At 68.1% G+C, this 26,754-nt stretch carries 24 protein-coding genes; 17 read left to right on the top strand and 7 right to left on the bottom strand.

The features are described 5' to 3' along the window. Nucleotides 1–27: 27 nt before the first annotated feature. Nucleotides 28–1,512, bottom strand: coding sequence for an efflux transporter outer membrane subunit (locus AC56KW_RS20195; protein ID WP_497172461.1), 1,485 nt, complete (start codon nt 1,510–1,512; stop codon nt 28–30). After that, on the bottom strand, nt 1,509–2,276 hold the full coding sequence (locus AC56KW_RS20200; RefSeq protein WP_497172462.1) for an SDR family oxidoreductase: 768 nt from the start codon (nt 2,274–2,276) through the stop codon (nt 1,509–1,511). Before AC56KW_RS20200 ends, AC56KW_RS20195 begins: the two co-directional genes overlap by 4 nt. Nucleotides 2,277–2,423: 147 nt before the next feature. Here AC56KW_RS20200 and AC56KW_RS20205 point away from each other — a divergent pair, with 147 nt between their 5' ends. From AC56KW_RS20205 to AC56KW_RS20230, 6 genes are all read left to right on the top strand, one after another. Continuing rightward, nucleotides 2,424–3,977 carry a winged helix-turn-helix domain-containing tetratricopeptide repeat protein gene (locus AC56KW_RS20205; protein ID WP_497172463.1) on the top strand — a complete coding sequence of 518 codons (1,554 nt, stop codon included), beginning with the start codon at nt 2,424–2,426 and terminating at the stop codon, nt 3,975–3,977. 66 nt (nt 3,978–4,043) lie between these two features. Next, complete coding sequence (locus tag AC56KW_RS20210; RefSeq protein WP_497172464.1) at nt 4,044–5,174, top strand: DUF3108 domain-containing protein; 1,131 nt, start codon at nt 4,044–4,046, stop codon at nt 5,172–5,174. 1 nt (nt 5,175) lies between these two features. Then, nucleotides 5,176–5,937 carry a DUF3108 domain-containing protein gene (locus tag AC56KW_RS20215; protein ID WP_497172465.1) on the top strand — a complete coding sequence of 254 codons (762 nt, stop codon included), beginning with the start codon at nt 5,176–5,178 and terminating at the stop codon, nt 5,935–5,937. 188 nt (nt 5,938–6,125) lie between these two features. Beyond that, nucleotides 6,126–7,505 carry a hypothetical protein gene (locus tag AC56KW_RS20220; protein WP_497172466.1) on the top strand — a complete coding sequence of 460 codons (1,380 nt, stop codon included), beginning with the start codon at nt 6,126–6,128 and terminating at the stop codon, nt 7,503–7,505. Next, nucleotides 7,498–8,241, top strand: coding sequence for a hypothetical protein (locus tag AC56KW_RS20225; RefSeq protein WP_497172467.1), 744 nt, complete (start codon nt 7,498–7,500; stop codon nt 8,239–8,241). The genes AC56KW_RS20220 and AC56KW_RS20225 overlap by 8 nt, the downstream gene beginning before the upstream one ends. Before the next feature lie 8 nt (nt 8,242–8,249). Further along, on the top strand, nt 8,250–11,072 hold the full coding sequence (locus AC56KW_RS20230) for an ATP-binding protein (protein WP_497172468.1): 2,823 nt from the start codon (nt 8,250–8,252) through the stop codon (nt 11,070–11,072). Nucleotides 11,073–11,156: 84 nt separating this feature from the next. On the opposite strand, the gene AC56KW_RS20235 is transcribed toward AC56KW_RS20230, so the two are convergent. Then, complete coding sequence (locus AC56KW_RS20235; RefSeq protein WP_497172469.1) at nt 11,157–11,675, bottom strand: CcdC protein domain-containing protein; 519 nt, start codon at nt 11,673–11,675, stop codon at nt 11,157–11,159. Nucleotides 11,676–11,794: 119 nt separating this feature from the next. Here AC56KW_RS20235 and AC56KW_RS20240 point away from each other — a divergent pair, with 119 nt between their 5' ends. Beyond that, a complete protein-coding gene (locus AC56KW_RS20240) occupies nt 11,795–12,001 on the top strand; it encodes a hypothetical protein (RefSeq protein ID WP_497172470.1) in 207 nt (68 codons plus the stop codon). 69 nt (nt 12,002–12,070) lie between these two features. Continuing rightward, nucleotides 12,071–12,769 (top strand): YjjG family noncanonical pyrimidine nucleotidase, encoded by a 699-nt coding sequence (locus AC56KW_RS20245; RefSeq protein ID WP_497172471.1) that lies wholly within the window; start codon nt 12,071–12,073, stop codon nt 12,767–12,769. Here the strand turns inward: AC56KW_RS20245 and AC56KW_RS20250 are convergent. Then, nucleotides 12,746–14,338: a GGDEF domain-containing protein gene (locus tag AC56KW_RS20250; protein ID WP_497172472.1), complete on the bottom strand. Its 1,593-nt coding sequence runs from the start codon at nt 14,336–14,338 to the stop codon at nt 12,746–12,748. The genes AC56KW_RS20245 and AC56KW_RS20250 overlap by 24 nt on opposite strands. Continuing rightward, nucleotides 14,335–14,532, bottom strand: coding sequence for a hypothetical protein (locus tag AC56KW_RS20255; RefSeq protein WP_497172473.1), 198 nt, complete (start codon nt 14,530–14,532; stop codon nt 14,335–14,337). Before AC56KW_RS20255 ends, AC56KW_RS20250 begins: the two co-directional genes overlap by 4 nt. Here AC56KW_RS20255 and AC56KW_RS20260 point away from each other — a divergent pair. From AC56KW_RS20260 to AC56KW_RS20275, 4 genes are read left to right on the top strand one after another with little or no spacing between them, the layout of a single operon-like run. Continuing rightward, a complete protein-coding gene (locus AC56KW_RS20260) occupies nt 14,531–15,166 on the top strand; it encodes a (2Fe-2S)-binding protein (protein ID WP_497172474.1) in 636 nt (211 codons plus the stop codon). The two genes, AC56KW_RS20255 and AC56KW_RS20260, sit on opposite strands and share 2 nt — an antisense overlap. Before the next feature lie 2 nt (nt 15,167–15,168). After that, on the top strand, nt 15,169–15,984 hold the full coding sequence (locus tag AC56KW_RS20265) for an FAD binding domain-containing protein (protein ID WP_497172475.1): 816 nt from the start codon (nt 15,169–15,171) through the stop codon (nt 15,982–15,984). Between the two features lie 27 nt (nt 15,985–16,011). Next, nucleotides 16,012–16,161 carry a hypothetical protein gene (locus AC56KW_RS20270; RefSeq protein WP_497172476.1) on the top strand — a complete coding sequence of 50 codons (150 nt, stop codon included), beginning with the start codon at nt 16,012–16,014 and terminating at the stop codon, nt 16,159–16,161. A gap of 1 nt (nt 16,162) precedes the next feature. After that, complete coding sequence (locus AC56KW_RS20275; RefSeq protein ID WP_497172477.1) at nt 16,163–18,364, top strand: xanthine dehydrogenase family protein molybdopterin-binding subunit; 2,202 nt, start codon at nt 16,163–16,165, stop codon at nt 18,362–18,364. On the opposite strand, the gene AC56KW_RS20280 is transcribed toward AC56KW_RS20275, so the two are convergent. Beyond that, nucleotides 18,361–19,386, bottom strand: coding sequence for an AraC family transcriptional regulator (locus AC56KW_RS20280; RefSeq protein WP_497172478.1), 1,026 nt, complete (start codon nt 19,384–19,386; stop codon nt 18,361–18,363). The genes AC56KW_RS20275 and AC56KW_RS20280 overlap by 4 nt on opposite strands. Nucleotides 19,387–19,499: 113 nt before the next feature. Here AC56KW_RS20280 and AC56KW_RS20285 point away from each other — a divergent pair, with 113 nt between their 5' ends. The 5 genes from AC56KW_RS20285 to paoC all read left to right on the top strand — a co-directional run bounded on the left by AC56KW_RS20285 (nt 19,500) and on the right by paoC (nt 25,786). Continuing rightward, nucleotides 19,500–20,549: an NAD(P)-dependent alcohol dehydrogenase gene (locus tag AC56KW_RS20285; protein WP_497172479.1), complete on the top strand. Its 1,050-nt coding sequence runs from the start codon at nt 19,500–19,502 to the stop codon at nt 20,547–20,549. 116 nt (nt 20,550–20,665) lie between these two features. Further along, nucleotides 20,666–21,865 carry an MFS transporter gene (locus AC56KW_RS20290; RefSeq protein WP_497172480.1) on the top strand — a complete coding sequence of 400 codons (1,200 nt, stop codon included), beginning with the start codon at nt 20,666–20,668 and terminating at the stop codon, nt 21,863–21,865. A gap of 98 nt (nt 21,866–21,963) precedes the next feature. Beyond that, nucleotides 21,964–22,620 (top strand): aldehyde dehydrogenase iron-sulfur subunit PaoA, encoded by a 657-nt coding sequence (paoA, locus tag AC56KW_RS20295; protein ID WP_497172481.1) that lies wholly within the window; start codon nt 21,964–21,966, stop codon nt 22,618–22,620. Then, a complete protein-coding gene (locus AC56KW_RS20300; protein WP_497172482.1) occupies nt 22,617–23,570 on the top strand; it encodes an FAD binding domain-containing protein in 954 nt (317 codons plus the stop codon). Before paoA ends, AC56KW_RS20300 begins: the two co-directional genes overlap by 4 nt. Nucleotides 23,571–23,587: 17 nt before the next feature. Further along, the gene (gene paoC, locus AC56KW_RS20305) at nt 23,588–25,786 is read left to right on the top strand and encodes an aldehyde oxidoreductase molybdenum-binding subunit PaoC (protein ID WP_497172483.1); all 2,199 of its coding nucleotides are present in this window, start codon (nt 23,588–23,590) and stop codon (nt 25,784–25,786) included. Between the two features lie 28 nt (nt 25,787–25,814). Here the strand turns inward: paoC and AC56KW_RS20310 are convergent, their stop codons facing one another. Beyond that, nucleotides 25,815–26,708 (bottom strand): LysR family transcriptional regulator, encoded by an 894-nt coding sequence (locus AC56KW_RS20310; RefSeq protein WP_497172484.1) that lies wholly within the window; start codon nt 26,706–26,708, stop codon nt 25,815–25,817. Nucleotides 26,709–26,754 lie beyond the last annotated feature (46 nt).

A 26,754-nucleotide genomic window follows, 5' to 3' on the forward strand; every position in this document is an offset into this window, starting at 1 on the left:
GCCGCTTCGAGGATGTCGCCGCGCCGCTCATTGCGTGCCCTCCAACCGGGTCTCCCCCGCCAGCTGCGCATCCTGCGACCAGCCGCCACCGAGCGATTTGTACAGGTTGACCAGGGTAAGCGTGGCATTGGTGGCGCTGGCGCTCACGCTGGTCTGGCTGGCCAGCAGCTGGCGCTGGGCGGTGAGCACGCCGAGGTAGTCGGCGGCCCCTTCGCGGTAGGCGCGTTCGGCCGCGTGCAGCGCCTGCCGGTTCTCGGCCAGGGCGACTTCCAGCTCGGCGTGCCGGCCGCGCTGGGCGACGAGGGCGTCGAGCGCATCGTCCACTTCGTGCCAGGCGCGCAAGACCGTCTGCCGGTAGGCCAGGGCGGCGGCCTTCTGGCCCGCCTCGCTCAGCGCCAGGCGCTGGGTCAGGCGTCCACCCTCGAACAGCGGCAGGTAGACGGTCGGGCCGACGGAAAAGAAGCGCGCGTCCCAGCCGGCGAGGTCGCCGCTATCGAAGGCTTCCACCCCGAAGCGGCCGCGCAGGCCGACGCGCGGATAGAAATCGGCCTTGGCCACGCCGATCGCCGCCGTCGCGGCGTGCAGCTGGGCTTCAGCGCGCAGGATGTCGGGACGGCGCCGCGCGAGCTCGGACGGCAGGCCCACCGGCAGGCTGGCCGGCAGCGAAGGCAGCGGCATGGCCGCACGCAAGGTCGCATCGAGCGCGCGCGGCGCTTCGCCCAGCAGCAGCGCCAGCGCATTGAGCAACGCGTTGCGGCGCTGGACGAGGTCGGGGATGGTGCTGTTGACGGTGGCCAGCTGGGCGCGGGCGGCGGCGCTGTCGAAGCGCGTGGCCACGCCGTGGCGTTCGCGGCTGTCGGTCAGGCGCAGCAGCCGCTCGGCGAGCGCCCGGTTGTCGCGCGCGATATCGAGCTGCGCCTGGACGCCGCGCAGTTGCAGGTAGTTGCGCGCGATTTCGGCGGCCAGGGCCACGCGTACCGCTTCGCGGTCGTAGGCCGAGGCCGCGAGCTGCGCCGCCGCGCTTTCACGCGCGCGCCGGGCGCGGCCCCACAAATCGATCTCCCAGCTGGCATCGAAGGCCAGTTGCCAGAAGTCGCTGGGGCTGGAAGGCGCGCCGAGCGCGGCGAACTTGCCGTATTCGCTGAGCCCCTCGCGCGCCTGGCTGGCGCCGACGCCGACGCTGGGCAGCAGCTGGGCAGCGGCGATCCCCAGCTGCGCCCGGCTTTGCTCGATGCGCACCGCCGCGGCTTGCAGGTCGAGATTGCCGGCCTGGGCGCGCTCCTGCAGGCTGCCGAGCACGGGATCGTCGAGCAGGCACCACCAGTCGGCGGGCGGCGGCTTTGGTGACAGCGCGGGCAAGACCATGGGCGGGACCTGTCCTGCGTCCCCATCGTCGTCGCGGGGCTGCAGCAGCGCGGCTTGCAGCGCGTCCGCGGGCCGCGCGAAATCGGGGCCGACGGTGCAGCCGGCCAGAAGCACGCCCGCTGCGATGGGGACGAGCCATGGTTTCATGACGGTCTGGCCTGGCGCGGCGCGCTGCGGCTGAGCCAGTTGAAGAAGCGGGTTGGCGCCGCGCGCGCGCCGGGGCTCGTCACCAGCGAGCGGTCATCGAGCTCGCTGCCGAAATAGCGCGCATGCACGTCGGCCAGCACCGGGCGTGCATCGCCGCGCGCGGCGAGCAGCTTGCGTCCCAGTTCATCGAGCGGAAAGCGGTCCGGCCCGCCCACTTCGACGATGCCGTTGACCGGCGCTCCGACAGCCAGGTCGGCCAGCACGGCGGCCACGTCGTCGGCCGCGATCGGCTGGATCAGGGCGGGGGACAGGTGGATCACGCCACCGGTGTCGCCGGCATCGACGATGCCTTCGATGAATTCGCAGAACTGCGTGGCGCGCAGGATGGTATAGGGCAGGCGCGAGGCTTTCACCAGGTCTTCCTGGGCCAGTTTGGCGCGAAAATAACCGTTGTCGGGCAGGCGCTCGACGCCCACGACGGAGAGCACGACGTGGTGTTCGACGCCGGCCGCGGCGGCGGCGGCCAGCAGGTTGCGGGTCGAGGCCTGGAAGAATTCCAGCACCGCCGCCGGCGCGAACGACGGCGAGTTCGCCACGTCGACGACGACCTGGGCGCCGGCGAGGGCGGCCGCCAAGCCTTCGCCGGTAATGGTATTTACGCCATTGGAGGGAGATGCCACCACCAGCGCATGACCATTCTGGCGCAGCCGATCTACAATATTTGCTCCGATCAGGCCGCTGCCGCCGATAACCACTATTTTCATGTTCCCCTCCTCGATTCAATGTCGATCATGGCGATCGATCCACGCAGTATGGTTGGCGGCCGGGCGCAAGTCCTTCGCCCGGCCTTGGATTTGCCTTGGGTTTCGCTTGCCGATCCGTCCACGCCGTCATCCGGACAGGAGCGGCGCATGCTGATCTCCTTCGCGGATTGCGTGCTCGACCTGGACCGGCGCGAACTGCTGCGGGCGTCCCTCGTCGTGCCCACCGCGCCGCAGGTATTCGACCTGCTGGCCTACCTGGCCCGCCGCCGCGAACGCGTAGTCGGCCGCGACGAGCTGGCCGACACCATCTGGTCCGGCCGGATCGTGTCCGAATCGACGCTGGCCAGCCACATCAACGCGGTGCGCAAGGCGGTCGGCGACTGCGGCAAGGAGCAGCGCGTGATCCGCACGGTGGCGCGCAAGGGTTTCCGCTTCGTCGCCGAGGCGCGCGAGACCGCTTCCAGCGAGTCGGCGCATGCGCCGTCCGCAGCAGTGGCGCCGATCCTGCCGGCCAAGCCGTCGATCGCCGTGCTGCCCTTCGTGAACCTGAGCGGCGACCCGCAGCAGGATTACCTCGCCGACGGGGTCGTCGAGGACATCATCGCGGCCCTGTCGCGCCACCGCTGGCTGTTCGTGGTGGCCCGCAATTCCAGCTTCACCTATAAAGGCCGGATCCTCGACATCAAGCAGGTGGGGCGTGAGCTGGGCGTGCGCTATGTGCTGGAGGGCAGCTGGCGCAAGGCGAACGACCGGGTGCGCATCACCGGCCAGCTGGTCGACGCCACCACCGGCGCGCACCACTGGGCCGGCCGCGTCGAGGGCGTGCTGGGGGATATCTTCGAGCTGCAGGACCGGATCACCGAGAGCGTGATCGGCGCGGTGGCGCCCGAACTCGAGCGCGCCGAGATCGACCGCGCGCGCCACAAGCCGACCGACAGCCTCGATGCCTACGATTACTACCTGCGCGGCGTGGCCGAGCTGCACGAGGCCAGCCGCGCAACCAGCGAGCGGGCGCTGTCCTTCCTGCACCAGGCAATCAGGGCCGATCCCGAGTTCGCCTCGGCGTATGCGATGGCCGCCTGGTGCCACTCCTGGCGCAAGGGCAACGGCTGGATGACCGATGACGGGGACGCGGCGGAGGCGGTGCGGCTGGCCCGGCGCGCGGTTGAACTCGACAAGGGCGACGCCGTGGCCCTGACCCGTAGCGGCCACGTGCTGGGTTACCTTGGCGGCGACATCCAGGCCGGCATCGGCCTGATCGACAAGGCCCTGGTGCTCAATCCGAACCTGGCGGCGGCGCGCTACCTGGGCGGCTACCTGCGGCTGTGGCAGGGCGACACCGCGGCCGCCATTGCCCACCTGGGCCGGGCGATGCGCCTGAGTCCACTCGACCCGGAGCTGTACCGGATGCAGGCCGGGATGGCGGTGGCCCACCTGTTCGAGCGCCAGTTCGATGCGGCGTCGGGCTGGGCCGAGGTGGCGCGCCGCGATTTCCCCGGCTTCCTGCTGGCCGTCGCCGTCCTGGCGGCCAGCCATGCGCTGGCCGGCCGCGTGCCCGACGCGCTGCGCGCGCTGGCCCAGGTGCGCGAGCTCGATCCCAGCCTGCGCCTGTCGGCCGTCGCCGCCTGGTTGCCGATCCGCCGGCCGGAACACCTGGCGGTGCTGCTGGACGGACTGGAACGGGCCGGGTTGCCGCAGTGAGAGCCAGACCAGAAGGGCTGCGCCAGTGTCGTGCAGGCATTGCCTCGCCCGCGCTACACTAGCGGCATGCAACCAGCACCGATTCTTCTTCCGCGTCGACGCCGGCTGCTGCCGGTCGCGCTGGTCGTATTGCTGCATTGGATCGCCCTGAGCGTGCTGCTCGAGGTGGATCTCGACCTGCCGCGCGCCGGCCTAGCCCAAGGCGCGGCGACCATCGTGGCGCAAGTCCTGCCCCCCGCACCGCCGCCGCCGCCGCCACCACCGGCGCCCTTGCCGCTGCCCGAGGCGGGACCGCCGCCGCTCCCCGTGATTCCTCCCTTGCCCGCCGAGCTCGGCATGCCCGCGCCGGGCGCGGGCAGCGCCCAGGCGAGTGCGCCGGCCACGGCCGATGGTGTTCCCGGCGCTACCGGCGCCGAACCCGTGGCAGCCGCTCCGGCGCCTGCCGAGCCGGCTGCTCCCGTGCCGGAAGCCCCGGCGCCGCCCGCCGAGCCGGCCGCACCGGCGGTACCGGAACTGCGTCGCTACAAGGTCGACATGCCGCCCCCGGCCACCATCACGCTCGACGTCGCCCGCACGGACGCCGACGGCACCGAATGGTCGGGCGAGGCCGTGCTGGCCTGGCAATTGAATGAAGATACCTACAAGATCAAGGTCGAGGCCGGTATCCGCGTCGTCTTTACGCGGGTTAACCTGGTGGTCTTGACCAGCGAAGGCGCCGTGGCCGCTACCGGCTTCGCGCCGATCAGGATGACGGAAAAGCGGCGCGGCCGATCGCAGACGGCAACCCATTTCAACTGGGGCGAAAACCGGATTTCCTTTTCGGCGTCGCAAGCGGGCTATCCGCTGGTGCCGGGCGCCCAGGACAAGGCCAGTATCCCGCTACAGCTGTCGGCGATCGCCCGCGGCGATGCCAGGCAGCTGGGCGGCGAGATGGATATCTTTGTCGGCGAAGACCGCGATGCCACCGTTTACCGGTTCAAGGTGGTGGGACAGGAAGAGATCGATACCAGGATGGGCAAGCTGCAGACCTGGCACCTGACCCGCCCGCCGTTGCCGGGCTCTTACAAGTCGCGCCTGGACATCTGGCTCGCCCCGCAACACGGTTGGTACCCGGTGCGGATTCGCAATACCGAGGCGAATGGAGCAGTAACCACGCAAACAGTGAATAATATCGTCTTGGACCGTTCAGGATCTTGATATGCTTCTAGACAACATTCGAAAAGCCGGTGTGACCTTCACGCTGGCACTCGCCCTCGGCAGCACTATCGCCCAGGCCGCCAACCCGGCGCATCCAGCCATCAAGCGTCCTTTCGAATTGCCGCCGTCGGCCGACCTGACCTATGACCTGAGCGCGCGCCAGCGCGGCCTGTCGCTCAAGGGCGACGCCACCGTCAACTGGCGCGCCGGCGACGGCAAGTACGACGTGCAGGTGGAGTCGCGCGTGGCCATCCTCGGCACCCTGCTCGACAACCGCAGCCAGGGCACGATCGACGAGTTCGGCCTGGCGCCGGCGGAGTTTTCCGAAAAGCGCATGCGCAAGGACCCGACCTCGATCGCCTTCGACCGTGGCGAGAAGGTCATGAGCTTTTCCGAAGGTGAAAAGACCTATCCGCTCAAGGGCGGCGAGCAGGATCGGGTGTCGATCACCTGGCAGCTGGCCGCGGTGGCGCGCGCCGCCGGCGGCAAGTTCAAGCCGGGCTCGGAATGGCCGTTCTTCGTGGCCGGCCGCAGCAGCGCCGAAGCCTGGACCTTCAAGGTCGTCAAGCGCGAGAAGGTGAATACGGGCCTGGGCCAGGTCGATGCCGTGCTGGTGAGCCGCGAAGCCCTGCCGGGAAGCCGCGACCAGAGCATTGAGGTCTGGCTGGCGCCCGAGCACGAGTGGTATCCGGTCAAGATCCGCTTCACGGAAGGGGATAAGGAAACCATCGAACAAACGCTCAAGAGTATTGCCAAACCGTAAATCTCGTTTGTGTCTTTCCCGCAATTGTCGGCCTTTGATCAGGGCCGACAATCGCTGATTGACCTGTCCAGCCTGTTATACTGACGCCCCCGCGAAGCCGGTCGGGCCTGGACTTAAGCTTGTGTCAATATTGTTAATATTGACAGCCCAGGCCCGTCTCGACCGCGCACGAGAGACTGGTAACAACGATGATCGATCCACTAGCCGGCGCGGCCCTCGCTGCCGACTCCCCGGCGCTGGCGCCGGAACTTGATCCGCTGCAAGCACACTTCCAGGAAGGCATCGCTCCCGACGAGATTGAGCAAGTCTTCCACCTCAAGCGAGCCCAGCCGATGCTGTCGGCCTTCACGGCCCTGTTCCACGGCACCCAGGATGGCGTGCTGGTGCGCCTGCTCGTCTTGCGCGAACTGGCGGGCGACACCGCCAGTTCGGCGTTCTCGCGCGCCGACATCAACCAGAAACTGGCCTACCTGCTGCCCGAGAGCCTGGAAACGGTGTTGAACCGCCTGCGCGGCCACGGCCTGCTGGCCTGGGACGCCCCGGCCGCCGTCTACCGCATCACGCCGCTGGCGCGCAACGTCCTGTCCGCGCTCGAGACCCTGCTGGCGCTGGGCAAACCTGAAGACGACGACGCCGAGATGGGTTTCCTGTTGTCGCAGGTGGCCGGCGCCCAGGCGGTCGGCGGCGTCACCGTCGACCAGTTGAAGCACTTGCTGGGCCGCCTGATCGAGCTGACCGAGGAATTCCGCGACGCGATCGCGTCCGGCTCCGAATTCCGCCTGCGCACCTCGCAGGCCAAGTGGCATATGGCGTGCGACTGGGTGGAGAAGGGCTCCGTCATCCTGCGCGCCATCACCTCGGACGAGCGCGCCGACAGCGCCACCCACCGCGCTGCCCAGGCCATCGGCAGGGCGCAAAGCGCACTCTTGAACATGCAAGGCATGTTCTCTCGGGCCTTGAACCAGATCGAGCGCCAGCGCGTGCACCTGGGCCAGTCGGGCCTCTCGACTACCGACGTCAAGCGCTGGCTGCTGGCCCACGACGACCTGGCCAGCCTGGCCTCGGGCGCCATCGACCGCCCGGTAACGCCGCTGTTCGGGACCCCGGCCGAGATGATCGACGTGGCCGAGACCGAGCTCCTGGCCGAGCGCGTGATCTCGACCGGCCCCAAAGGCCTGCCGAGCGGCCAGGATGCGCCGCTGACGATCAACGACAACCCGGCCATGATGGTCGAGCTCAACGACTGGATCAACAAGCTGGCAGACTTCGCCAACCTGGGCAACTTCCCCGAGTTCCAGGAAGTCGGTCCCCGTCGGGTCCAGCTCCACGAGTCGCTGCTGCCGGCCAGCTTCGCGCTGGCGTCGTACCGCGCCTCGCTGCTGCCGCTGCTGGGCGACGCGTCCGAGGCCAGCCTGCAGGGCGCGACCGCCGACCTGGCGCGCCTGCCCTTGACCTTCGAGGCCCAGGACCAGATGATCGCCCTCGACGACCCGGAAGTGGCGGCCATGTCGATCGCGACCCTCTCCCTCAATCTAGATACCCCTTCGGACGGCACGCCCCATGAATGACGATGCACAAATCCTGATCGCGCGCCTGCTGACGCACCAGACCCTGCGCCGCGACGACAAGATGGTCAAGCGCGCCCTGTCGGACGACCAGTTTCGCGCCGAAGTCGACAAGCGCCTGCTGGAGTCGGGCCTGAAGCTGCTCGACAACGTCTACGCCGACCACGTGACCGTGGCCCTGCACCGCAACGTCGAGCCCAAGATCTTCGGCGCCAAGGACATCTGGCAGAACAACAACTTCGGCCTGACGCGCGACGGCGTGGCCCTGCTGGTGGTGCTGTGGGCCCAGATCATCCTGCCCAAGCGCGAGCGCCAGGAAACCCATACCACGGTGGACGACGACCAGAACGACATGTTCGAGAAGGAGACGCCGATCCCGCGCGCCGAGGACGCGTCGATCGGCATCTCGTACACCGCGCTGCTGTCGGACTTCGGCGATAAATTGGGCAAGAAGACGCGCATGGACATGAACCTGGGCGTGCTGTCCAAGCTGGGCTTCATCGAACGGCGCGGCGACGTGATCCTGGAGGGCCCGCTGCTGGACCTGATGATGGACACCGACGTGCTCAAGGAGCGCATCATCAACGGCGCGCTGTCCGAAGTCTTCAAGCGCGCGCCGCTCGCCGCGGCGCCGCGCAAAGTCGCCATCGACACTGAAGCGGCCAACGATGCGGTGGCGGTCGAGAATGCCGGCGTTGCCGATGATTCCGCCGACGCCGCCACCGATACCCCGAATTGAGATAGCCGATGTTCCACATTAAATCACTCGAACTGGTCCACTGGGATTACTGGCAGCGGATCAAGAACATCCCGCTGGACGCCAAGATCATCACGATCGCCGGCCAGAACGGCTCGGGCAAGACCACGCTGCTCGACGCGATGCGCACCCTGTTCGGCCTCGATTGCTCGATGGGCCGCACCTATAAACACTATGCGCGCCACTCGGGCCAGCAAAGCGCCTGGCTGCGTGCCGTGGTCGACAACAAGCCGATCGGGCGCCAGCTGTCGAACCGGCCGTTCCGCCATTCCGGCTTCTTCGCGGACGACGAGGTGACGCTGTTCTGCCAGGTGCAGAAGAACGGCGGCGACTGGAAACGCCAGTACCTGATGCGCCCCGGGAACGTCGACATCGAGGAAGTGACCGAAGCCACCGACTGGCTGGGCGTCGAGAATTATCGCAAGCGCCTGGCGTCGGCCGGCCTGTCGCCGGCGATGTCGAAAGTCCTGGCGCTGGAGCAGGGCGAGACCGACAAGCTGTGCGAATACGCGCCGCGCCAGTTGCTGGACCTGGTGTTCCAGGTCTTCGGCGACAAGGAAGTGCTGGACGCCTACGATGAGGCCAAGCGCCACCAGCGCGATACCGAGACGGAGCTGAAGCGCTTCGAAGCCGAACTCGAGACGTCGCGCATCAACCTGGAAGGCTTGCGCCTGCGCGTGGCCAATTACCACCAGTGGTCCGACCTGCATAAAGAGAAGCGCGAGCTGCAGGAAGAAGTACTGCCGGCGCTGCAATACCACGAGGCGCGCGAAAAGGCGGCCAGCAACAGCCGCATGCTGCGCGAGGCAAAGAAGCCGCTGGTGCAGGCCGACGGCCAGCTGGCCGAGAAGCGCAGCCAGTTGGCGGCGCAGCAGCGCGCGCTGACCGAGGCGCAGAAGCAGGAAACCGAACTCGAAGCCGAAGGTGGTCAACTCGCCAAGCGCCTGTCTGAGGTGAACACGCGCCTGAAGCCCCTGGAAAGCCTGCTCGAGCAGCGCGACCGCCTGCAAAAGCTCTCGGCGGACGCCGGCGCCGACATCGCCGAAGTGGCCAGGCAGCTCGAAGAAAAAGAAGCCGAGCTGGCGCGCCAGAAGGGCGCGCGCGAAGCCGTGTCGAACAAGATCGCGGGCGAGATGGCGACCATCTCGGCGCTGCAGGGCAAGACCTCGATGCCGGAGCCGGAAGCGCAGCGCCTGATGCGCCGCGCGCTGCGCGACGAGGGCATCGCCCACGCCATGCTGTCGGACATCGTCGAAGTCACCGACCCGAAATGGCAGGGCGCGGTCGAGGGGGTGCTCGGCGGCTATGCCTCGGTGGTGCTGCTGGAGAACGCGAAGGATGCGCCGGCGGCCTACCGCCTGGCCGAGAAAGAGCGCTATCGCCACTTCATCGTGCCCGATTGCGTCAATGCGCCGGTGGTGAAGGATGACAGCCTGCTGTCGGTCGTGCGTTTCTCCGGCAAAGCGCCGGGCTGGCTGATCGACCAGCTGGAACGGATCGAACGCGTCGACTCGGTCGATGAAGGCTTCAAGAGCCGTTCGGACGAATGGATCACACCGGACGCCTACCACCGCGAACGCCGCGGCGGCCGCTCGCTGTTCGTCGAGGCCTCGCGCTACCGCTTCGGCGCGGCCGGCAAGACCCAGCGCCTGGAAGCGATCCAGAAGCTGATGCCGGCGCTCGAAAAGCGGGAGGACGAGCTGACCCTGGCGATCTCGAAGCTGGCGGCCGAAGTGGGCGGCCTGAAGGCGCGCATCGCCGGCGTCGACGCCGCCAAGGAATTGTCGGCGCGCCAGGAAGAGTTCGAGGAAGCCGCGCGCGCGCTTCAACCCCTCAAGACCGAGCGCATGGAAGTCGGCGCGCGCCTGGGCGAGCTGCAAACGCTGAGCAAGAACGCGACGGTGGCGCGTACCCGCGCCGATACCGTGTGGCAGAACGCGCGCATGGCGCTGTCCGAGGCCGAAGCCGGCATGCGCCTGAACCATCGCCGCCAGATCGAGCAGCGCAGCGAGCACGCCAAGGCGCTGCTGGAGCTGCGCCGCGGCTGGCGCGCGGTGCCGGGCGCCTGGAAGAACCCCAACTGGCGCGGCGACCTGGTGGCCAAGCACCAGAACGCGCACCAGGTCAACCTGCGCCTGGGTTCGCTCGAGCATTCGCTGGCGCGCGAGGACTGGGAACTGGATCCGACCGTGATCGACCAGTATGCACGCCTGCACGAGCAGCTCGAGGCCCGCCAGAGCGAGACCGAGGAGCGCCGCTACCAGAACAACCGCGCGATCGAGGCCACCGGCAATGCGCGCGGGGCTTATATCGAGCGCCTGCGCTACACGATCAAGACCTATACCAAGAACATCCGCGAACTGGGTTCGCTGGCCGGTATCGACGTCCAGGCCGACCCGGTGCGGCTGGAGAACGACGACGTGCAGCTGGCCCAGGCCGGCCTGCACGTGCGCTTCAAGTTCGACGGCAAGGACCAGATCGGGATGAACGACGGCGAAGCCTCGGGCGGCCAGCAGGTGATGAAGTCGCTGGTGCTGCTGATCGGTTTGTTGAAGTCGGAAGAAGGCTCGGGCGGCTTCGTGTTCATCGACGAACCATTCGCCCACCTGGATATCCGCAACATCCAGCTGGTCGGCGAGTTCCTCAAGAACACCGACGCCCAGTACCTGATGACGACGCCGCTGACGCACAACACCGACGTCTACGATCCTTCGGAACTGACGCTCATCACGAGCAAGAAGAAGAAGGACATGCAGTGGGCGCAGCCGATCTTCGTGCTGCAGCGCAGGAAAGACGAGGCGAAGGCCGCGTGATGAAAAAAGGGATCCTTGGCGATCCCTTTTTACTTGCTGGCCATATTCCTGGCGGGAGCCTGGCTTGCCCGCGCACCCGCGCGCTTACATCTGGTCGATCGCCTTGCGCGCCCGGCGCCGCCAGCGCAGCAGCGCCGCCGAGTAGTAGCCGAAGTAGCCGGCCGTCAGCCCCACGCACAGCATGCTCAAGGGGCTGTCGGTCAGCTGTTGGGTCGGGATCCCCTTGCCCTGGTTGGCATAGACCTCGATGCCGATGTATAGCAGGCGGGCCACCAGGATCATGGCCATCACCAGCCCCAGGCGCATGTTCGGCGTGAAGAAGTAGCCCTGCGGCGTTTCCTCGAACCGGGTCAGCTTGACGCCCCATACGGCGTAGCCGATGCCGCCGCCGGCGCCGACCAGCAGCGCCGCCAGGTTGTAGGGCGTGTCGAACAGCTGGGCCAGCGGCACCAGGATCATCGCGCCGAACACCAGCACGCCGGTATAGTGGCGCGAGACGATCGAGCGCTGGCGCTGCATCTGGGTCTTGATGCGGCGGTAGATACGCCAGACCAGGAGTGGCGTCAGGACCAGCAGGGCCAGGGTGGTGATCGAAAATTCCATGTGCGGCAAGGGGGCTGTGTTCAGGGAAAGCGCATTGTAGCCCACTGCCGGGCGCGCGCCGCGCCGCCGGGCAGCGTGATAAGGTAGCCCGAATCGCATTCTTGCCAGGAGACCGCATCATGCACGCAGCTCATCAGGCGCACCGGATGCCGGCGCGCATTCCGATCCACGTCCCGATTCACTTCCCGCTCCACGCCCACCGCGCCCCCGATCCCGCGCCGATCGAGGAGCCGATGCCCGAGCCCTTCGATACCCCGCATCCGCACCACCAGCCGGTGCACCTGCCGCACGGCGAGGAGCCGGTGCCCGATCCCAAGCCGAGCTGAGAGGCCTGCCGGCACGTCCGGGATGAGCGTGCTACCATGAAATACAGTTGCACTCTCATCCCGACGTAAATGAAACACCGACTTTTCCTGTTCGACCTCGACGACACGCTGCTCGACTTCCGCGCCTCCGAACAGCGCTCCTTCATGCGCACCATGGATCACCTGGATGTGCGCGAGAATGTCGCCAGCCTGTTCAACCAGTACCAGATCACCAATCTCGCGCTGTGGCGGCATTTCGAGCAGGGCGCCGTCACCAAGGATTTCCTCAAGGTCGAGCGCTTTCGCAAGACCTTCGCCGACAACGGCATCGACGTCGACCCGCAACGCGCCAGCGACCTGTATCTCGAATCCCTGGCCGATACCGTGGTGCTGGTCGACGGCGCCGCCCAGCTGTGCGAGACCCTGGCCGGCATTGGCGAAGTGGGCATCATCACCAACGGCGCCCACCACATCCAGCACCGCCGCATCGCCAGCTCGGGCCTGCAGGGACACCTGTCCTTCGTCGCGACTTCCGAGGCCTGCGGTTTCGCCAAGCCCGATAGCCGCTTCTTCGAATTCACCAGCAAGATGGCGCGCAGCTTCGCCAAGCACGAGACCGTGATCGTCGGCGACCGCCTGGACGCCGACATCCTGGGCGCCAACCGCTTCGGTATCGAGAGCTGCTGGTTCAATCCCGGCCGCCTGGCCAACGACTCGCAGGCGATCCCGAGCTGCGAGGTCGCCAGCCTGCACGACATCGTCGCCTCACTGCGCGGCCTGGCCGCCTGACGCCGGCGGCGCACAGCCGTCGGCGCACACGCGATTGCGGCCAGTGCGCTTGGCCTCGTAAAGGCGCCGGTCGGCGGCGGCGATGACGCTTGACGCGGCCACGCCGGCATCCTCGGGCGGCTCCAGTGCCGCCACGCCGATGCTGGCCGTGACGATGCCGAACGGCGATTCCTCGTGCCGCAATTGCTGCGCCAGGATTTCCTGGCGCAGCCGTTCCGCCACCGCCATGGCGCCGGCCAGGTCGGTGTCGGGCAGGATCACGGCGAATTCTTCGCCGCCGTAGCGGGCCGGGAGGTCGCGGTTGCGGTTGACCTGGGCCGACAGGACGCCGGCCACCGCCTGCAGGCAGGCGTCACCGGCCGGGTGGCCGTAGCGGTCATTGAACTTCTTGAAAAAATCGACGTCCAGCAGGAGCAGCGCGGTCGAGGTGCCCGCCAGCCGTGCATGGCGCAGTTCGTGTTCGAGCATGTCGTCGAAGCGGCGCCGGTTGGCGATCCGCGTCAGCGTATCGGTATGCGCCAGCTCCTGCAGGCCAAGATTGTCGCGCCGCAGATCGTACGAATAGGCGCGCAGCTTCTGGTCGAGCCGGTCGCGGATGATGAACTGCCGGATCAGCTTGCGGGCGAGCAGCGCGAACAGGGCGGCGATCGCCAGTACGGCTGCGCCGATCAGCATGCTGAAGCGCTTCCAGGGGCCAAGTAGTTCGTCCTTGGTCTGGCCCACGGCGATCACGAAGGCGAAGTCGTCGACCCGCCGGTAACTGTAAAGCCGCTCGATATTGTCGATCCGGGCCACCAGGAAGTCCGAGCCCGAGGAGCGCCGCTTGATTGCCTGGAACACGGCGCCGTTCGCCAGATTGGTGCCGATCAGCTTGTCGTCGAAGGGGCGCCGGTAGATCACCGTGCCGTCTTCCAGGGCCAGCAGGACGGTACCGGTCTTGCCGACGTCCAGTTCGTCGTAGATGCGTTCGAAAAAATTCACCTTCAGGGTCACCAGCGCCACGCCGGCGAAGCCGCCATCGGCATGGTCGATGCGGCGCGAGATCGGCAGCACCCACACGCCGGTGGAGCGGCTCCTGACCGGATGCCCCACGTAGATGCCGCGACCGCGATGGGTGCGGTGATATTCGAAGTAGGCGCGGTCCGAATTATTGCCGTGCGGGGGGCCGGTAAGGGAGGTCGCCAGCCAGCGACCGTCGGCGGCATACACGAAGATCCCGTGCAGCTCCGGCGTGGTCTGCGTAAGCACGATCAGGTGGGCGTTCAGCCGCGCCAGGGCGTCGTCGCCGATGCCGTCGTGCTCCACCCGCTCGACGACGTTCGCCAGGGCCATGGTAGTGGCCTTCATCGCCGTCTCGACCTGGACCCCGACCATGCGCGCGACGTTCGACGTCGCCACCTCGGTCTGGCGTATCTGCGTTTGCCGTGACGACCAGACGAACCAGGCCGCGCTTGCGAGCAGCAGCATGCAACCCAGGGAGGTGGCCAGCACCACCAGACGTATCACGGGGCGTCGCTTGCCGCTCAGGCGGTCGACGTGGCGGTCCAGGCTATCGGTGGATGAATTCAATGCGCCTCACCCTCGGGGATTGCAATCTTGGCTAAAAATTGTGCCATCAGAAAGAAAATCGCGTCGCCGCACTGCATCTGGCGTGTCACTTTGCCTGATCCTGCACAGTTGTTGCCTTTTCCATTTTCGGGCTCGCGCGTGGTGCATGCCTGGTCTACATTCTCGGTAATCCCCATCCAGAAGGAGTTCGCCATGACGACCGGCCCCGATCCATCCAGCCAGCCTGCGCAGGTCAACCGGCGCGCGTTCGTACTGTCGGTGTTGTCCACGGCTGCCACGGGCGGCGTCGCCGCTGCGGCCCCCGGGCAGGCGCAGGCCCGGACCGTGCACGCCATGCCCGAAGTCCACGCCGGCGGCGTGCCGCTCAAGGTCAATGTCAACGGCCGGCAGCATGCGTTGACGGTCGACCCGCGCATGTCCACGCTCGACCTGCTGCGCGAACACCTGGCGCTCACCGGCGCCAAGAAGGGCTGCGACCATGGCCAGTGCGGCGCCTGCACCGTCCACCTCGACGGCCGCCGCGTCGTGTCCTGCCTGACGCCGGCGCTGCAGCTCGAAGGCCGCCGGGTCGACACGATCGAGGGCGTGCGGGGGCCGGACGGCGGCCTGCACCCGATGCAGCAGGCCTTCATCGACCACGACGCACTGCAGTGCGGCTACTGCACGCCGGGCCAGATCATGGCGGCGATCGCCTGCGTGCGCGAAGGCAATGCAGGTTCGCCGGAGCGGATCAAGGAATACATGAGCGGTAACCTGTGCCGCTGCGGCGCCTACAACGGCATCGTGGCCGCCATCGGCGAGGCCGCCGGCAAGATGGAAAAGGCCTGAGCATGCGTGAATTCACCCTGATCCGTGCGCGCTCGGCCGAGCAGGCCGTGCACGCCCTGGCGAGCCAGCCCGAGGCGCGCCTGATGGCCGGCGGCACCACCCTGTACGACCTCATGAAGCTGGGCGTCGAACGCCCACCGGCCATCATCGACATCAACGGCGTCAAGGAACTGGGCGCCTTCGACACGGCCGGCGCGCACGAACTGGTGTTCGGCAGCCTGGCGCGCATGAGCGACGTGGCGGCCGACGCGCGCCTCGTCAAGGACTATCCGGCGCTGTCGGAATCGCTGTGGCGCGCCGCCTCCCAGCAGCTGCGTAATATGGCCAGCCTGGGTGGCAACGTACTGCAGCGCACGCGCTGCGCCTACTTCCGTGGCGGCGAGCCGTTTGCCTGCAACAAGCGCGTTCCCGGCAGCGGCTGCGCGGCCCTCGGGGGCATCGACCGCGGCCACGCCCTGCTGGGTACCAGCCCCCATTGCATCGCCACCTATCCGGGCGACTTCGCCGTCGCCCTGGTCGCCTTCGATGCGGTGGCCGACGTGCTCGGTCCGAACGGCGTGCGCACGATCCCCATCGAGGCGCTGCACCGGTTGCCGGGGGACCGGCCCGACCTCGAGACGACGCTGGCGCCGGGCGAGCTCATCATCCGCATCCGGGTGCCGGCGACGCCGCTCGGACGCGCGTCAACTTACCACAAGATCCGTGACCGCGAGTCGTACGCCTTCGCCCTGAGCTCCGCCGCCGTGGCCGTGACGATGAACGGTAACCAGGTCGGGCAGGCCCGCATCGCGCTGGGCGGCGTCGCCACCAGACCGTGACGCGCGCGCCAGGCCGAGCAGGCACTGGTGGGCCGCGAACTCACCATCGAGACCGCGCTGGCGGCCGGCTTCGCCGCCTTCGTGGACGCCAGGACCGGCCGCCATAACGCCTTCCGCATCGAACTCGGCGCCCGCACGGTGGCAGACGCCCTGATGATCGCCGCACGGAGGACCTGATATGAACGAACCGGCTTTTCCGAAAACCCCGCGCATTGACGCGCGCGACAAGGTCTGCGGCGCCGCGCTGTATGCGGCCGACCAGGCGCGGCCCGGCATGCTGCATGCGGCGCTGGCCGTTTCCACCATCAACCGCGGCCAGGTGCTGTCCATCGATACCCACGCCGCGCGGGCGACAGCCGGCGTGCGGCTGGTGCTGACCCACGCCGACATGGGCGACTGCAAGCCGCCCGGCCACGTGCTGGCCGGCGGCTTCGGTTTCCAGAGCATCCAGCCGATGCTGGACGAAAAAATCGCCTACCGCGGCCAGCCGATCGCGCTGGTGGCGGCCGACACGCTCGAGGCGGCGCTGGAAGCGGCGGCGCTGGTCAAGGCGCGGTACGAGGAACAGCCGTTCAACGTGACGCTGGACGCGCCGGCCCGGGACATCGTGCCGCAACAGGGTTCTCCGCTGCCGCAGCAGATGTTCGCCGACAAGGTGGCGGGCGACGCCGACGCTGCTTTTGCCGGCGCGCTCCACAAGATCGAGGCCGAGTACCTGCATCCGCCGCAGCACCAGAACCCGATCGAGCTGGTGTCGACGGTGGCCGAATGGCGCAAGGGTACGCTGGTGATCCACGAGGGAACCCAGAACAGCGGGGCGATCCGCCATGGCCTGGCGCGCCAGCTCGGGCTCGACCCGGCGCGTATCGAGGTCGTCTCGCCGCAGTGCGGCGGCGGCTTCGGCCTGAAGAACTCGCTGCAGATGCAGACCCTGCTGGCGGCGGTGGCCGCGCGCAAGCTCGGCCAGCCGGTCAAGCTGGTGGTGCCGCGCAGCCAGCTGTTCCACGACGCGAGCTTCCGTCCGGCCAGCCGCCACCGCATCCGGCTCGGCGCCGACGCCGCCGGCAAGATCCTGGCGGCGGTCCACGAGGCCGACCAGCAGACCTCGCGCCACGACCTGTTCCCGGCCTCGTACGCCGAGATGAGCGCGCGCCTGTATGGCATCCCGAACTTCCGCGGCCGCGAGCGGCTGGTGCGCACCGATGTGCAGACGCCCGGCTATATGCGCGCGCCGTTCGAGCAGCCGGCGTCGTTCGCCTTCGAATCGGCGGTCGACGAACTGGCCTTGCTGCTCGGCGTCGACCCGCTGGAGCTACGCCTTCGCAACGATACGCAGCTCGACGTCCTGTCCGGCAAGCCGCTGTCGTCGCGCTTTTTGGCCGAGTGCCTGCGCGAAGGCGCGCGCCGCTTCGGCTGGAGCCGGCGCGATGCGCGGCCGGCCGCGATGAAGGCGTCCGATGGTGGCGCCATCGGCTGGGGCGTGGCCTGCGGCGCCTACAAGGCCGCGACCAGCCCGGCGATCGCGCGCATCGCGGCCACGCGCGACGGCCGCATCCTGTTCACGGTGGCAGGTCACGAGATGGGGCAGGGCATGCGCACCGCGATCGCCAATGCGCTGGTGCGGCGCTTGCGGGTCGTCCCTGAGGCGCTGGTGATCCAGATCGGCGACACGCGCGGCGCGCCGCAGCACCTGACCGCCGGTTCGTGGGGCACGGCCAGCGTGGTGCCGGCGGCCGAAGAGGCGGCGCAGGCGCTGATCGATGCGCTGGCGCAGCTGGCGCCTGGCCACGATCCGCGCCTGGCACCGGCCGAGGTGCTGGCGCTGGCGCGGCGCGAGCGCATCGACGCCGAAGTGCGGCGCAAGGCGCCGGGCCAGCCGGACGCCGTCTATGGCCGCCTGCAGGGGGGCATGCCGGCGCCGGCGGGACCGGTGTATCCCGAGTTCGTGTCGATGAGTTACGCGGCCCATTTCGTCGAGGTGAGCGTGGAACCGGTCACGCGCCGCATCCGCGTGCCGCGCGTGGTCAGCGTGGTCGATTGCGGCCGGGTGGCGAGCCCGGTGACGGCCGACAGCCAGGTGCGCGGCGGCGTGGTGTGGGGTATCGGCGCCGCCCTGCGCGAAGTCAGCGAAGTCGATCCCCGTTATGGTGGTTTCCTGAACGCCGACCTGGCCGAATACGTGTTGCCGGTGCATGCCGACATCGGGCAGATCGACGTGGCCTTCGTCGACCAGCCCGACCCGCTGCTCAACGCCAGCGGCGTCAAGGGGCTGGGCGAGGTGGCGATGGTGGGCGTGGCGGCGGCGATTGCCAATGCGGTCCATCACGCGACCGGCAGACGCATCCGCCACCTGCCGATCCGGATCGAAGACGTGCTTTAAACGACCAGCTCCGGCGCGGCCGTCACGGCCGGCCGGCGTGCATCGCGCCGTGGCGGCGCGCCAAACAGGCGCGCGTATTCGCGCGTGAACTGCGACGTGCTTTCATAGCCGACGTCGAACGCCGCCTTGTTGGCGGCTACCCCTTCATACAGCATCAGGCGCCGCGCCTCGATCAGGCGCAGGCGCTTCTGGTACTGCACCGGCGTGAGCGAGGTGTAGTCCTTGAAATGCTTGTGGAAGGCGGACAGGCTCATTGACGCGGTCTGGGCCAAATCCTCCACCCGCAGCTTCTGGTGGTAGGACAGGCGCAGCATCGCCACCGCGCGGTTCAGCCGCAGCGGGTGCGCATCTTGCGCCAGGGACGCGCGCAACTGCCGTCCATGTTCACCGCCCAGCAGCCAGAAGTGCAGCTCGCGCATCAGGACAGGGTGCAGGATGGGCACCGCCTCGGGATGCGCGACCAGGTGCATCAGGCGGCGCGCGCAATCGAGGATGGCGGCGTCGACATCTTGCACCAGCAGCGTTGCCGCCGGGTCGGGAGCGCTTGGCGCGGCCTCGCGCAGCTGGTCGACCAGCTCCGACAGCAGGGCCATGTCGAGTTCGATCGCCAGCGCGATATACGGGCGCTCTCTGGACGCAGTCACTACCTGGCCCGTCACCGGCAGGTCGGCGCTGACGACGATCGCCTGGCCTTCGGCGCACAGCTTTTCCTGGCGCCCGGCCAGCAAGTGCTTTGCGCCCTGCAGCACCAGGCAGACCAGCGGCCGGTAGGTCGATTCGAGCTTGTCGCCCGGCTGGTCGAGGCACATCATGCGCAGGCCGGGGACACAGGTGAGCGCCAGGCCGTCGTGGTCGGCGTGGGCACGGGCATAGGTGGCGACGGCGTCGAGTAATTCCTGGTTCATGACGATCAGTGTGCCGCTGGTTGGCGCGGCTGTCCAGTGCAGCGCGGCGCTGCTCCGCGGACGGACGGCATATGCTCGAACGCCATCCACCGCGCCCGATTCATGAATCGTGCTCATAAGCCCAGTCAAATTCAAGCTCGTTTCGACCATTAGTTTGCGGCTACCATGCTTCCCTGACAAAACGCCTCATGCGCGCACGATAACTATTCAACATTTACGGGAAAAACCTCATGACAGTCAAAGCCTATGGCGCCAACGCCGCCGACAAACCGCTCGAACCGCTTGATATCACGCGCCGCGCCCCTGGCGCCCACGACATCCAGATCGACATCGACTTCTGCGGCGTCTGCCACTCCGACCTGCACACCGTGCGCGCCGAATGGGCCGGCACCCTGTACCCTTGCGTGCCCGGCCACGAGATCGTGGGCCGCGTATCGGCGGTCGGTGCCCACGTCACGGGCCACAAGGTAGGCGACCTGGTCGGCGTGGGCTGCATGGTCGACAGCTGCAAGGCATGCCCGGATTGCGGCGAGGGCCTCGAGAACTATTGCGACAATATGGTCGGCACCTATAACGGCCCGACCGCGGACGCGCCAGGGCACACGCTGGGCGGCTACGCGCAGCAGATCGTGGTCGACGAGCGCTTCGTGCTGCGCGTGACCCATCCGCAAGAGCAACTGGCCTCTGTTGCGCCGCTGCTGTGTGCCGGCATCACGACCTGGTCGCCGCTGCGCCACTGGAACGCCGGTCCCGGCAAGCGCGTGGGCATCGTCGGCATTGGCGGCCTGGGTCACATGGGCATCAAGCTGGCCCACGCGCTGGGCGCGCATGTGGTCGCGTTCACGACCTCGGAATCGAAACGCCAGGACGCGCTGGCGCTGGGCGCCGATGAAGTCGTGGTGTCGAAGGACCCGGAGGCGATGGCGGCCCAGGCCAGGAGCCTGGACCTGATCGTCAACACGGTCGCCGCGCCGCACGACCTGGACGCCTTCCTCCACCTGCTCAAGCGCGACGGCACCATGGTGCTGGTCGGCGCGCCCGAGTCGCCGCATCCGTCGCCGCAGGTGTTCAGCCTGATCACGAAGCGCCGCGCGATCGCGGGCTCGATGATCGGCGGCATCCCGGAAACCCAGGAAATGCTCGACTTCTGCGCCAAGCACGGCATCGTGGCCGACATCGAGATGATCCGCGCCGACGAGATCAACGACGCCTACGAACGCATGCTCGAGGGCGACGTCAAGTACCGCTTCGTGATCGATAACGCCACCCTGGCCGCGTGATCCACCCTCCCGCGCGCGTCGCGTAGCCCGTCTTCCGGGCTGTCCTGTGGCGCCACCTGCGCCGCCACCCGTCCTGCCATGCGCAGGACGGTCGCATCAACCTGCTTGGCTCAACAATGAATCCCACACTTCCCGCCGCTTGCGACAGCAAGCCGGCCCAGGGCGCGGCATGGGGCGCCGTGCTGGCGATGTCGCTCGCCGCCTTCGCCCTGGTCGCCTCCGAATTCATGCCGGTCAGCCTGCTCACGCCGCTCGCGGCCGAGCTGCGCATCAGCGAGGGCCAGGCCGGCCAGTCGATCGCGATCTCCGGCGCCTTCGCCCTGCTCACCAGCCTGTTTCTGGGCGCCTTGGTCGGGCAGCTCGACCGCAAGATCCTGCTGCTGGGCCTGACCTTCCTGATGATCGGATCAGGCACGGTGGCCGCGTTCGCACCGAACTACGTCGTGTTCATGGTCGGCCGCGCGCTGATCGGCGTCGCCATCGGCGGCTTCTGGTCGATGTCGGCGGCCACCGTGATGCGCCTGGTGCCGGCGCGCGAGGTGCCGCGCGCCCTGGCTATCCTCAATGGCGGCAATGCGCTGGCGACCGTCATCGCGGCGCCCGCCGGCAGCTACCTGGGCGCGGTCATCGGCTGGCGCGGCGCCTTCTTCTGCCTGGTGCCGGTGGCGGCCATCGCGCTGGCCTGGCTGCTATTGAGCCTTCCTCCACTGCGCGTCACGGAAGAAGCGGCGTCGGGCGGCGCCCTGCGTTTGCTGAAGCGGCCGGCGGTGGTCGCCGGCATGGCGGCGGTAAGCCTGCTGTTCATGGGGCAGTTCGCACTGTTTACCTACCTGCGGCCTTTCCTGGAAAGCGTCACCGGCGTCGGCGCCGCGGCCTTGTCGCTCATGCTGCTGGTGCTGGGCGTGGCCGGCTTCGTCGGCACCACCCTGATCGGCTTTGTGCTGAAGGACAGGCTGTATCCGGTGCTGCTCGCCATGCCGCTCGTGATGGCGGCGGTGGCCGGCGCGCTGGTCGTCGTCGGTCATTCGACGGCGGCGGTCACGGTGTTGCTCGCGATCTGGGGCCTGGTCGGGACGTCGGCGCCGGTCGGCTGGTGGACCTGGCTGGCGCAGACCCTGCCGCAGGACGCCGAGGCCGGCGGCGGGTTGATGGTGGCCGTGGTCCAGCTTGCGATCATGCTCGGCGCGACCCTGGGCGGCCTGCTGTTCGACGCCAGCGGCTACCGCGCGACCTTCCACCTGAGCGCGGCGCTGCTGGTCGCCGCCGCCGTGCTGGCGCTGCTGGCGGGACGCTCGGCACGGCGTCGCGATTCATGAGCCATGGACATAAGCCCTTGCTGCGGCCTTCATGAATGTGGCAAGGGGCTTGCCGTAACATCAACTGATTTTCATTGCTGACCAAGGAAAGAATACCGATGGACGACTCCACCAATATCAACCAGGCCCGGCGCGGTGTCCTGATCGGCGGCGCGCTCGGCGCGACGGCGGCGGCATTGCCGCTGGCCGGCGCCCAGGCCGCGGGGCAGGGCGCAGCCAGCGTGGCGCAGACGCCGGCGCCGGTGACCAGCAAGGTCACCCTGCGCGTGAACGGCCAGCCGCGCGAACTCACGCTCGACACCCGCACCACGCTGCTCGACGCGCTGCGCGAACACCTGCTCCTGACCGGCACCAAGAAGGGTTGCGACCAGGGCCAGTGCGGCGCCTGCACCGTGCTGGTGGACGGCCGCCGCATCAATTCCTGCCTGAGCCTCGCGATCATGCACGATGGCGCCGAGGTCACCACCATTGAAGGCATGGGCACGCCCGATAAACTCCATCCGATGCAGGCGGCGTTCGTGAAGCACGACGGCTACCAGTGCGGCTACTGTACCCCGGGGCAGATCTGTTCGGCCGTGGCGGTGATCGACGAGATCCGCCAGGGCATCCCGAGCCATGTGACCGGCGACCTGAATGTCAAGCCATTGCTGTCGGTCGAAGAGATCCGCGAGCGCATGAGCGGCAATATCTGCCGCTGCGGCGCCTATTCGAACATCATCGACGCGATCGCCGAAGTCGGAGGAGTCAAGGCATGAAGGCATTCAGCTATCAACGCGCGGCCACCCCGGCCGAAGCGGCGGCCGCCGCCGCCAGGACCCCGAATGCGCGCTTCATCGCGGGCGGCACCAACCTGCTCGACCTGATGAAGCTCGAGATCGAGACCCCGGCCCACCTGATCGACGTGAACGGCCTGGCGCTCGACAGGATCGAAGCGACCAGGGAAGGCGGCCTGCGCATCGGCGCGCTGGTGCGCAACACCGACCTGGCCGCCGACGCCCGCGTGCGCAGGGACTACGGCGTGCTGTCGCGCGCGCTGCTGGCCGGCGCCTCGACCCAGCTGCGCAACAAGGCGACCACCGCCGGCAACCTGCTGCAGCGCACCCGCTGCCCCTACTTCTACGACACCAATATGCCGTGCAACAAGCGCACGCCCGGCAGCGGTTGCTCGGCCATCGGCGGCTATACGCGCGGCCACGCGGTCGTCGGCCAGAGCGACGCCTGCATCGCGACCCATCCGAGCGATATGGCGGTGGCCATGCAACTGCTCGACGCCGGTGTCGAGACCGTGCGCCCCGACGGCAGCGCGCGCACGATCCCGATCGCCGACTTCTATCGCCTGCCCGGCAATACGCCGCACATCGAGCACGCCTTGACCGCGGGTGAGCTGATCACGGCGGTGACCCTGCCCAGGCCCCTGGGCGGCAAGCACTACTACCGCAAGGTGCGCGACCGTGCTTCGTATGCGTTCGCCCTGATTTCGGTGGCGGCCGTGGTGCAGCCGGACGGCAGCGGCCGCGTGGCCGTGGGCGGCGTGGCGCACAAGCCGTGGCGCGTGGCGGCGGCCGACAGCCAGCTGCCGCGCGGCGCCAGGGCCGTCACCGCGCAGTTGCTGGCCGGCGCGCGCACGACCAGCGACAACGCATTCAAGATCCTGCTCGTCGAGCGCACGCTCGACGCCATCCTGGCGCAAGCCCGTGCAAGCTGAACGAAAGGCTTGAGACCATGAAATTCACCAAACCCGACACCACCAATCCGATCGACCAGATGAAGGTCGTCGGCAAGCCGCTCGACCGCATCGACGGCCCGTTCAAGACCACCGGCACCGCGCCGTACGCGTACGAGCAGCACGCGGCGGCACCGAACGCCGCCTACGGCCATGTGATCGGCGCCGCCATCGCCAAGGGCCGCATCGTGTCGATCGATACCGCCGGCGCGCGCCGCGCGCCGGGCGTGATCGCCGTCGTCACCCATGAAAACGCCGGCAAGCTGGGCAAGGGCAACTTCAACACCGCCCACCTGCTGGCCGGGCCGGACGTCCAGCACTACCACCAGGCGGTCGGCGTCGTCGTGGCCGAGACCTTCGAGCAGGCGCGCGCGGCGGCGTCGCTCGTCAAGGTCGAATACGCGCAGGCCAACGGCGTCTACGACCTGGCCGCGGCGATGAATGCGGCGGTCACGCCGAAGACCGACGATGCCGAGTCAAAGGTCGGCGATTTCGACAGCGCCTTCGCCAGCGCGCCGGTCAAGCTCGACGCCACCTACACCACGCCCGACCAGTCGCACGCGATGATGGAGCCGCATGCCTCGATCGCCTCCTGGGAAGGCGACAAGGTCACGGTCTGGACCTCGAACCAGATGATCGACTGGGGCAAGCAAGACCTGGCCAGGACGCTCGGCATCCCGGCGTCGAACGTGCGCCTCGTCTCGCCGTATATCGGCGGCGGCTTCGGCGGCAAGCTGTTCCTGCGCGCCGAGGCGTTGCTGGCGGCGCTCGGCGCCCGCGCGGCCAGGCGTCCGGTAAAGGTCGCGCTGCAGCGCGCACTGATGATCAATAACACCACGCACCGTCCGGCCACGATCCAGCGCATCCGCATCGGCGCCACGCGCGAAGGCCGCATCAGCGCGATCGCCCACGAAAGCTGGTCGGGCGACCTGCCGGGCGGCCAGCCGGAAACCGCGGTCCAGCAAACCCGTTTGCTGTACGCCGGCGGCAACCGCCTGACCCGCCTGCAACTGGCGACGCTCGACCTGCCGGAAGGCAATGCGATGCGCGCGCCGGGCGAGGCGCCGGGCATGATGGCACTCGAAGTGGCGATCGACGAGATGGCCGAGAAGCTCAAGATGGACCCGGTCACCTTCCGCGTCGTCAACGACACCACGGTCGACCCCGAAAAGGCGGGCCGCAAGTTCTCGCAGCGGCGCTACGTGCAATGCCTGCGCCAGGGCGCCGAGCGCTTCGGATGGGACAAGCGCAAGGCCCAGCCGGGCCAGGTGCGCGAAGGCCAGTGGCTGATCGGCATGGGCGTGGCCTCGGCCTTTCGCAACAATATGAACATGAAGTCGGCCGCGCGGGTGCGCCTGGAACGCGACGGCAGGGTGACGGTGGAAACCGACATGACCGATATCGGCACCGGCAGCTACACCATCATCGCCCAGACCGCGGCCGAGATGCTCGGTGTCGGCGTGGAGCGCATCGATGTGCGCCTGGGCGACTCGAGCTATCCGGTGTCCGCCGGTTCGGGCGGCCAGTGGGGCGCCAACAGCGCCACCGCCGGCGTGTACGCGGCCTGCGTCAAGCTGCGCGAGCAGATCGCGCAGAAGGCGGGACTCGATGCGGCGAAGGCCGAGTTCAGCGACGGCGCGGTACGCGTGGGCGCACGTTCGGTATCCTTGACCGAGGTAGCCAGGGGCGGCGAGATCGTGGCCGAGGACACCATGGAATACGGCGACCTTGAAAAGAAGGTCCAGCAGTCGACCTTCGGCGCCCACTTCGTCGAAGTCGCGGTCGATGTCGCCACCGCCGAAGTGCGCGTGCGGCGCATGCTGTCGGTGTGCGCGGCGGGCCGCATCCTGAACCCGAAATCGGCGCGCAGCCAGGTGATCGGGGCGATGACGATGGGTGTGGGCGGAGCGCTGATGGAACACCTGGCGGTCGACAAGCGCCATGGCTTCTTCGTCAACCACGACCTGGCCAGCTACGAGGTGCCGGTGCATGCCGACATCCCGCACCAGGAGGTGATCTTCATCGACGAAACCGATGCAACGACCTCGCCGATGAAGGCCAAGGGCGTCGGCGAACTGGGCCTGTGCGGCGTCGGCGCGGCGGTGGCGAACGCGATCTACAACGCCACCGGCGTGCGCGTGCGCGACTATCCGGTCACGCTCGACAAGATGCTGGCCCAGATGCCGGCGCTGGTCTGAGCACGCGCGATCGGCGTCATTGCCTGCATTACTCCTTGTAGCGGATGGCGTCGATCACCAGCATCAGTGCGCGCGAGGAGTGGCGGCGGCTGGGATAGAAGGCGTGCAGGGGCTCGAAGGGAACGCACCAGTCTTCCATCACGCTGACCAGCCGTCCCGCCGCGACATGCGGGCCGACCAGGCTCTCGGGCAGGAAAGCCAGGCCGACGCCGTGCAAGGCGGCGTCGAGCATGTGGTAGATGTTGGTGAACACCGACTGCCCGCGCACGCGCGCTTCCAGCGCCTGGCCTCCGTGCATCAACTCCCATGCATACAGGCCGCCGCTGCTGGGCAGGCGCAGCGTGATGCAGTTGTGCTTCATGAGTTCCTGCAGCGAGGTCGGCACCGGGCGGTGCGCGAAGTACGCAGGGGCGCCGACGATCCGCATCGGCACCTCGGCCGTCAGGCGCACGCCGATCATGTCCTTCTCCAGCTGGTCGCCATGGCGCACGCCGATGTCGTAGCGTTCGGCGGCAATGTCGATCAAGCGATAGTCGGAGCTGATCTCCACATGCAGGTCTGGGTACTGCGGCAGCAGCGGCGCGATGCGCGGCCACAGCACGGTGTCGATCACATGGTCGATCGCGGTGATGCGGATGGTGCCGGCCGGCTTGTCGCCCAAGTCGCTGACGGCCGCGATCTCGGCCTCGATTTCTTCCAGCCGCGGGCCCACGTTCTGCAGCAGGCGTTCGCCGGCCTCGGTCGGCGACACGCTGCGCGTGGTGCGCGTCAGGAGGCGTACGCCAAGGCGCGCTTCGAGCGAACGCACGATGTGGCTGAGCGCCGACTGGGTCATGCCGAGTTTCGCCGCGGCGCGCGTGAAGCTGCGTTCGCGGGCGACGGCGAGAAAGACGAGGATATCGTTGATGTTGTCACGGGCCATTGATTAATGATACAGCAACATCAATCAGGCCGTGTATCGATGAGCA

Source organism: Telluria sp. RT2P19 (genome assembly GCF_059685725.1).

Excerpts from the sequence above, each read along its gene's own strand:
- AC56KW_RS20195 (WP_497172461.1), bottom strand. The coding sequence starts at position 1,512 with ATGAAACCATGGCTCGTCCCCATCGCAGCGGGCGTGCTTCTGGCCGGC.
- AC56KW_RS20200 (WP_497172462.1), bottom strand. The coding sequence starts at position 2,276 with ATGAAAATAGTGGTTATCGGCGGCAGCGGCCTGATCGGAGCAAATATT.
- AC56KW_RS20205 (WP_497172463.1), top strand. The coding sequence starts at position 2,424 with ATGCTGATCTCCTTCGCGGATTGCGTGCTCGACCTGGACCGGCGCGAA.
- AC56KW_RS20210 (WP_497172464.1), top strand. The coding sequence starts at position 4,044 with ATGCAACCAGCACCGATTCTTCTTCCGCGTCGACGCCGGCTGCTGCCG.
- AC56KW_RS20215 (WP_497172465.1), top strand. The coding sequence starts at position 5,176 with ATGCTTCTAGACAACATTCGAAAAGCCGGTGTGACCTTCACGCTGGCA.
- AC56KW_RS20220 (WP_497172466.1), top strand. The coding sequence starts at position 6,126 with ATGATCGATCCACTAGCCGGCGCGGCCCTCGCTGCCGACTCCCCGGCG.
- AC56KW_RS20225 (WP_497172467.1), top strand. The coding sequence starts at position 7,498 with ATGAATGACGATGCACAAATCCTGATCGCGCGCCTGCTGACGCACCAG.
- AC56KW_RS20230 (WP_497172468.1), top strand. The coding sequence starts at position 8,250 with ATGTTCCACATTAAATCACTCGAACTGGTCCACTGGGATTACTGGCAG.
- AC56KW_RS20235 (WP_497172469.1), bottom strand. The coding sequence starts at position 11,675 with ATGGAATTTTCGATCACCACCCTGGCCCTGCTGGTCCTGACGCCACTC.
- AC56KW_RS20240 (WP_497172470.1), top strand. The coding sequence starts at position 11,795 with ATGCACGCAGCTCATCAGGCGCACCGGATGCCGGCGCGCATTCCGATC.
- AC56KW_RS20245 (WP_497172471.1), top strand. The coding sequence starts at position 12,071 with ATGAAACACCGACTTTTCCTGTTCGACCTCGACGACACGCTGCTCGAC.
- AC56KW_RS20260 (WP_497172474.1), top strand. The coding sequence starts at position 14,531 with ATGACGACCGGCCCCGATCCATCCAGCCAGCCTGCGCAGGTCAACCGG.
- AC56KW_RS20255 (WP_497172473.1), bottom strand. The coding sequence starts at position 14,532 with ATGGCGAACTCCTTCTGGATGGGGATTACCGAGAATGTAGACCAGGCA.
- AC56KW_RS20265 (WP_497172475.1), top strand. The coding sequence starts at position 15,169 with ATGCGTGAATTCACCCTGATCCGTGCGCGCTCGGCCGAGCAGGCCGTG.
- AC56KW_RS20275 (WP_497172477.1), top strand. The coding sequence starts at position 16,163 with ATGAACGAACCGGCTTTTCCGAAAACCCCGCGCATTGACGCGCGCGAC.
- AC56KW_RS20280 (WP_497172478.1), bottom strand. The coding sequence starts at position 19,386 with ATGAGCACGATTCATGAATCGGGCGCGGTGGATGGCGTTCGAGCATAT.
- AC56KW_RS20285 (WP_497172479.1), top strand. The coding sequence starts at position 19,500 with ATGACAGTCAAAGCCTATGGCGCCAACGCCGCCGACAAACCGCTCGAA.
- AC56KW_RS20290 (WP_497172480.1), top strand. The coding sequence starts at position 20,666 with ATGAATCCCACACTTCCCGCCGCTTGCGACAGCAAGCCGGCCCAGGGC.
- paoA (WP_497172481.1), top strand. The coding sequence starts at position 21,964 with ATGGACGACTCCACCAATATCAACCAGGCCCGGCGCGGTGTCCTGATC.
- AC56KW_RS20300 (WP_497172482.1), top strand. The coding sequence starts at position 22,617 with ATGAAGGCATTCAGCTATCAACGCGCGGCCACCCCGGCCGAAGCGGCG.
- paoC (WP_497172483.1), top strand. The coding sequence starts at position 23,588 with ATGAAATTCACCAAACCCGACACCACCAATCCGATCGACCAGATGAAG.
- AC56KW_RS20310 (WP_497172484.1), bottom strand. The coding sequence starts at position 26,708 with ATGGCCCGTGACAACATCAACGATATCCTCGTCTTTCTCGCCGTCGCC.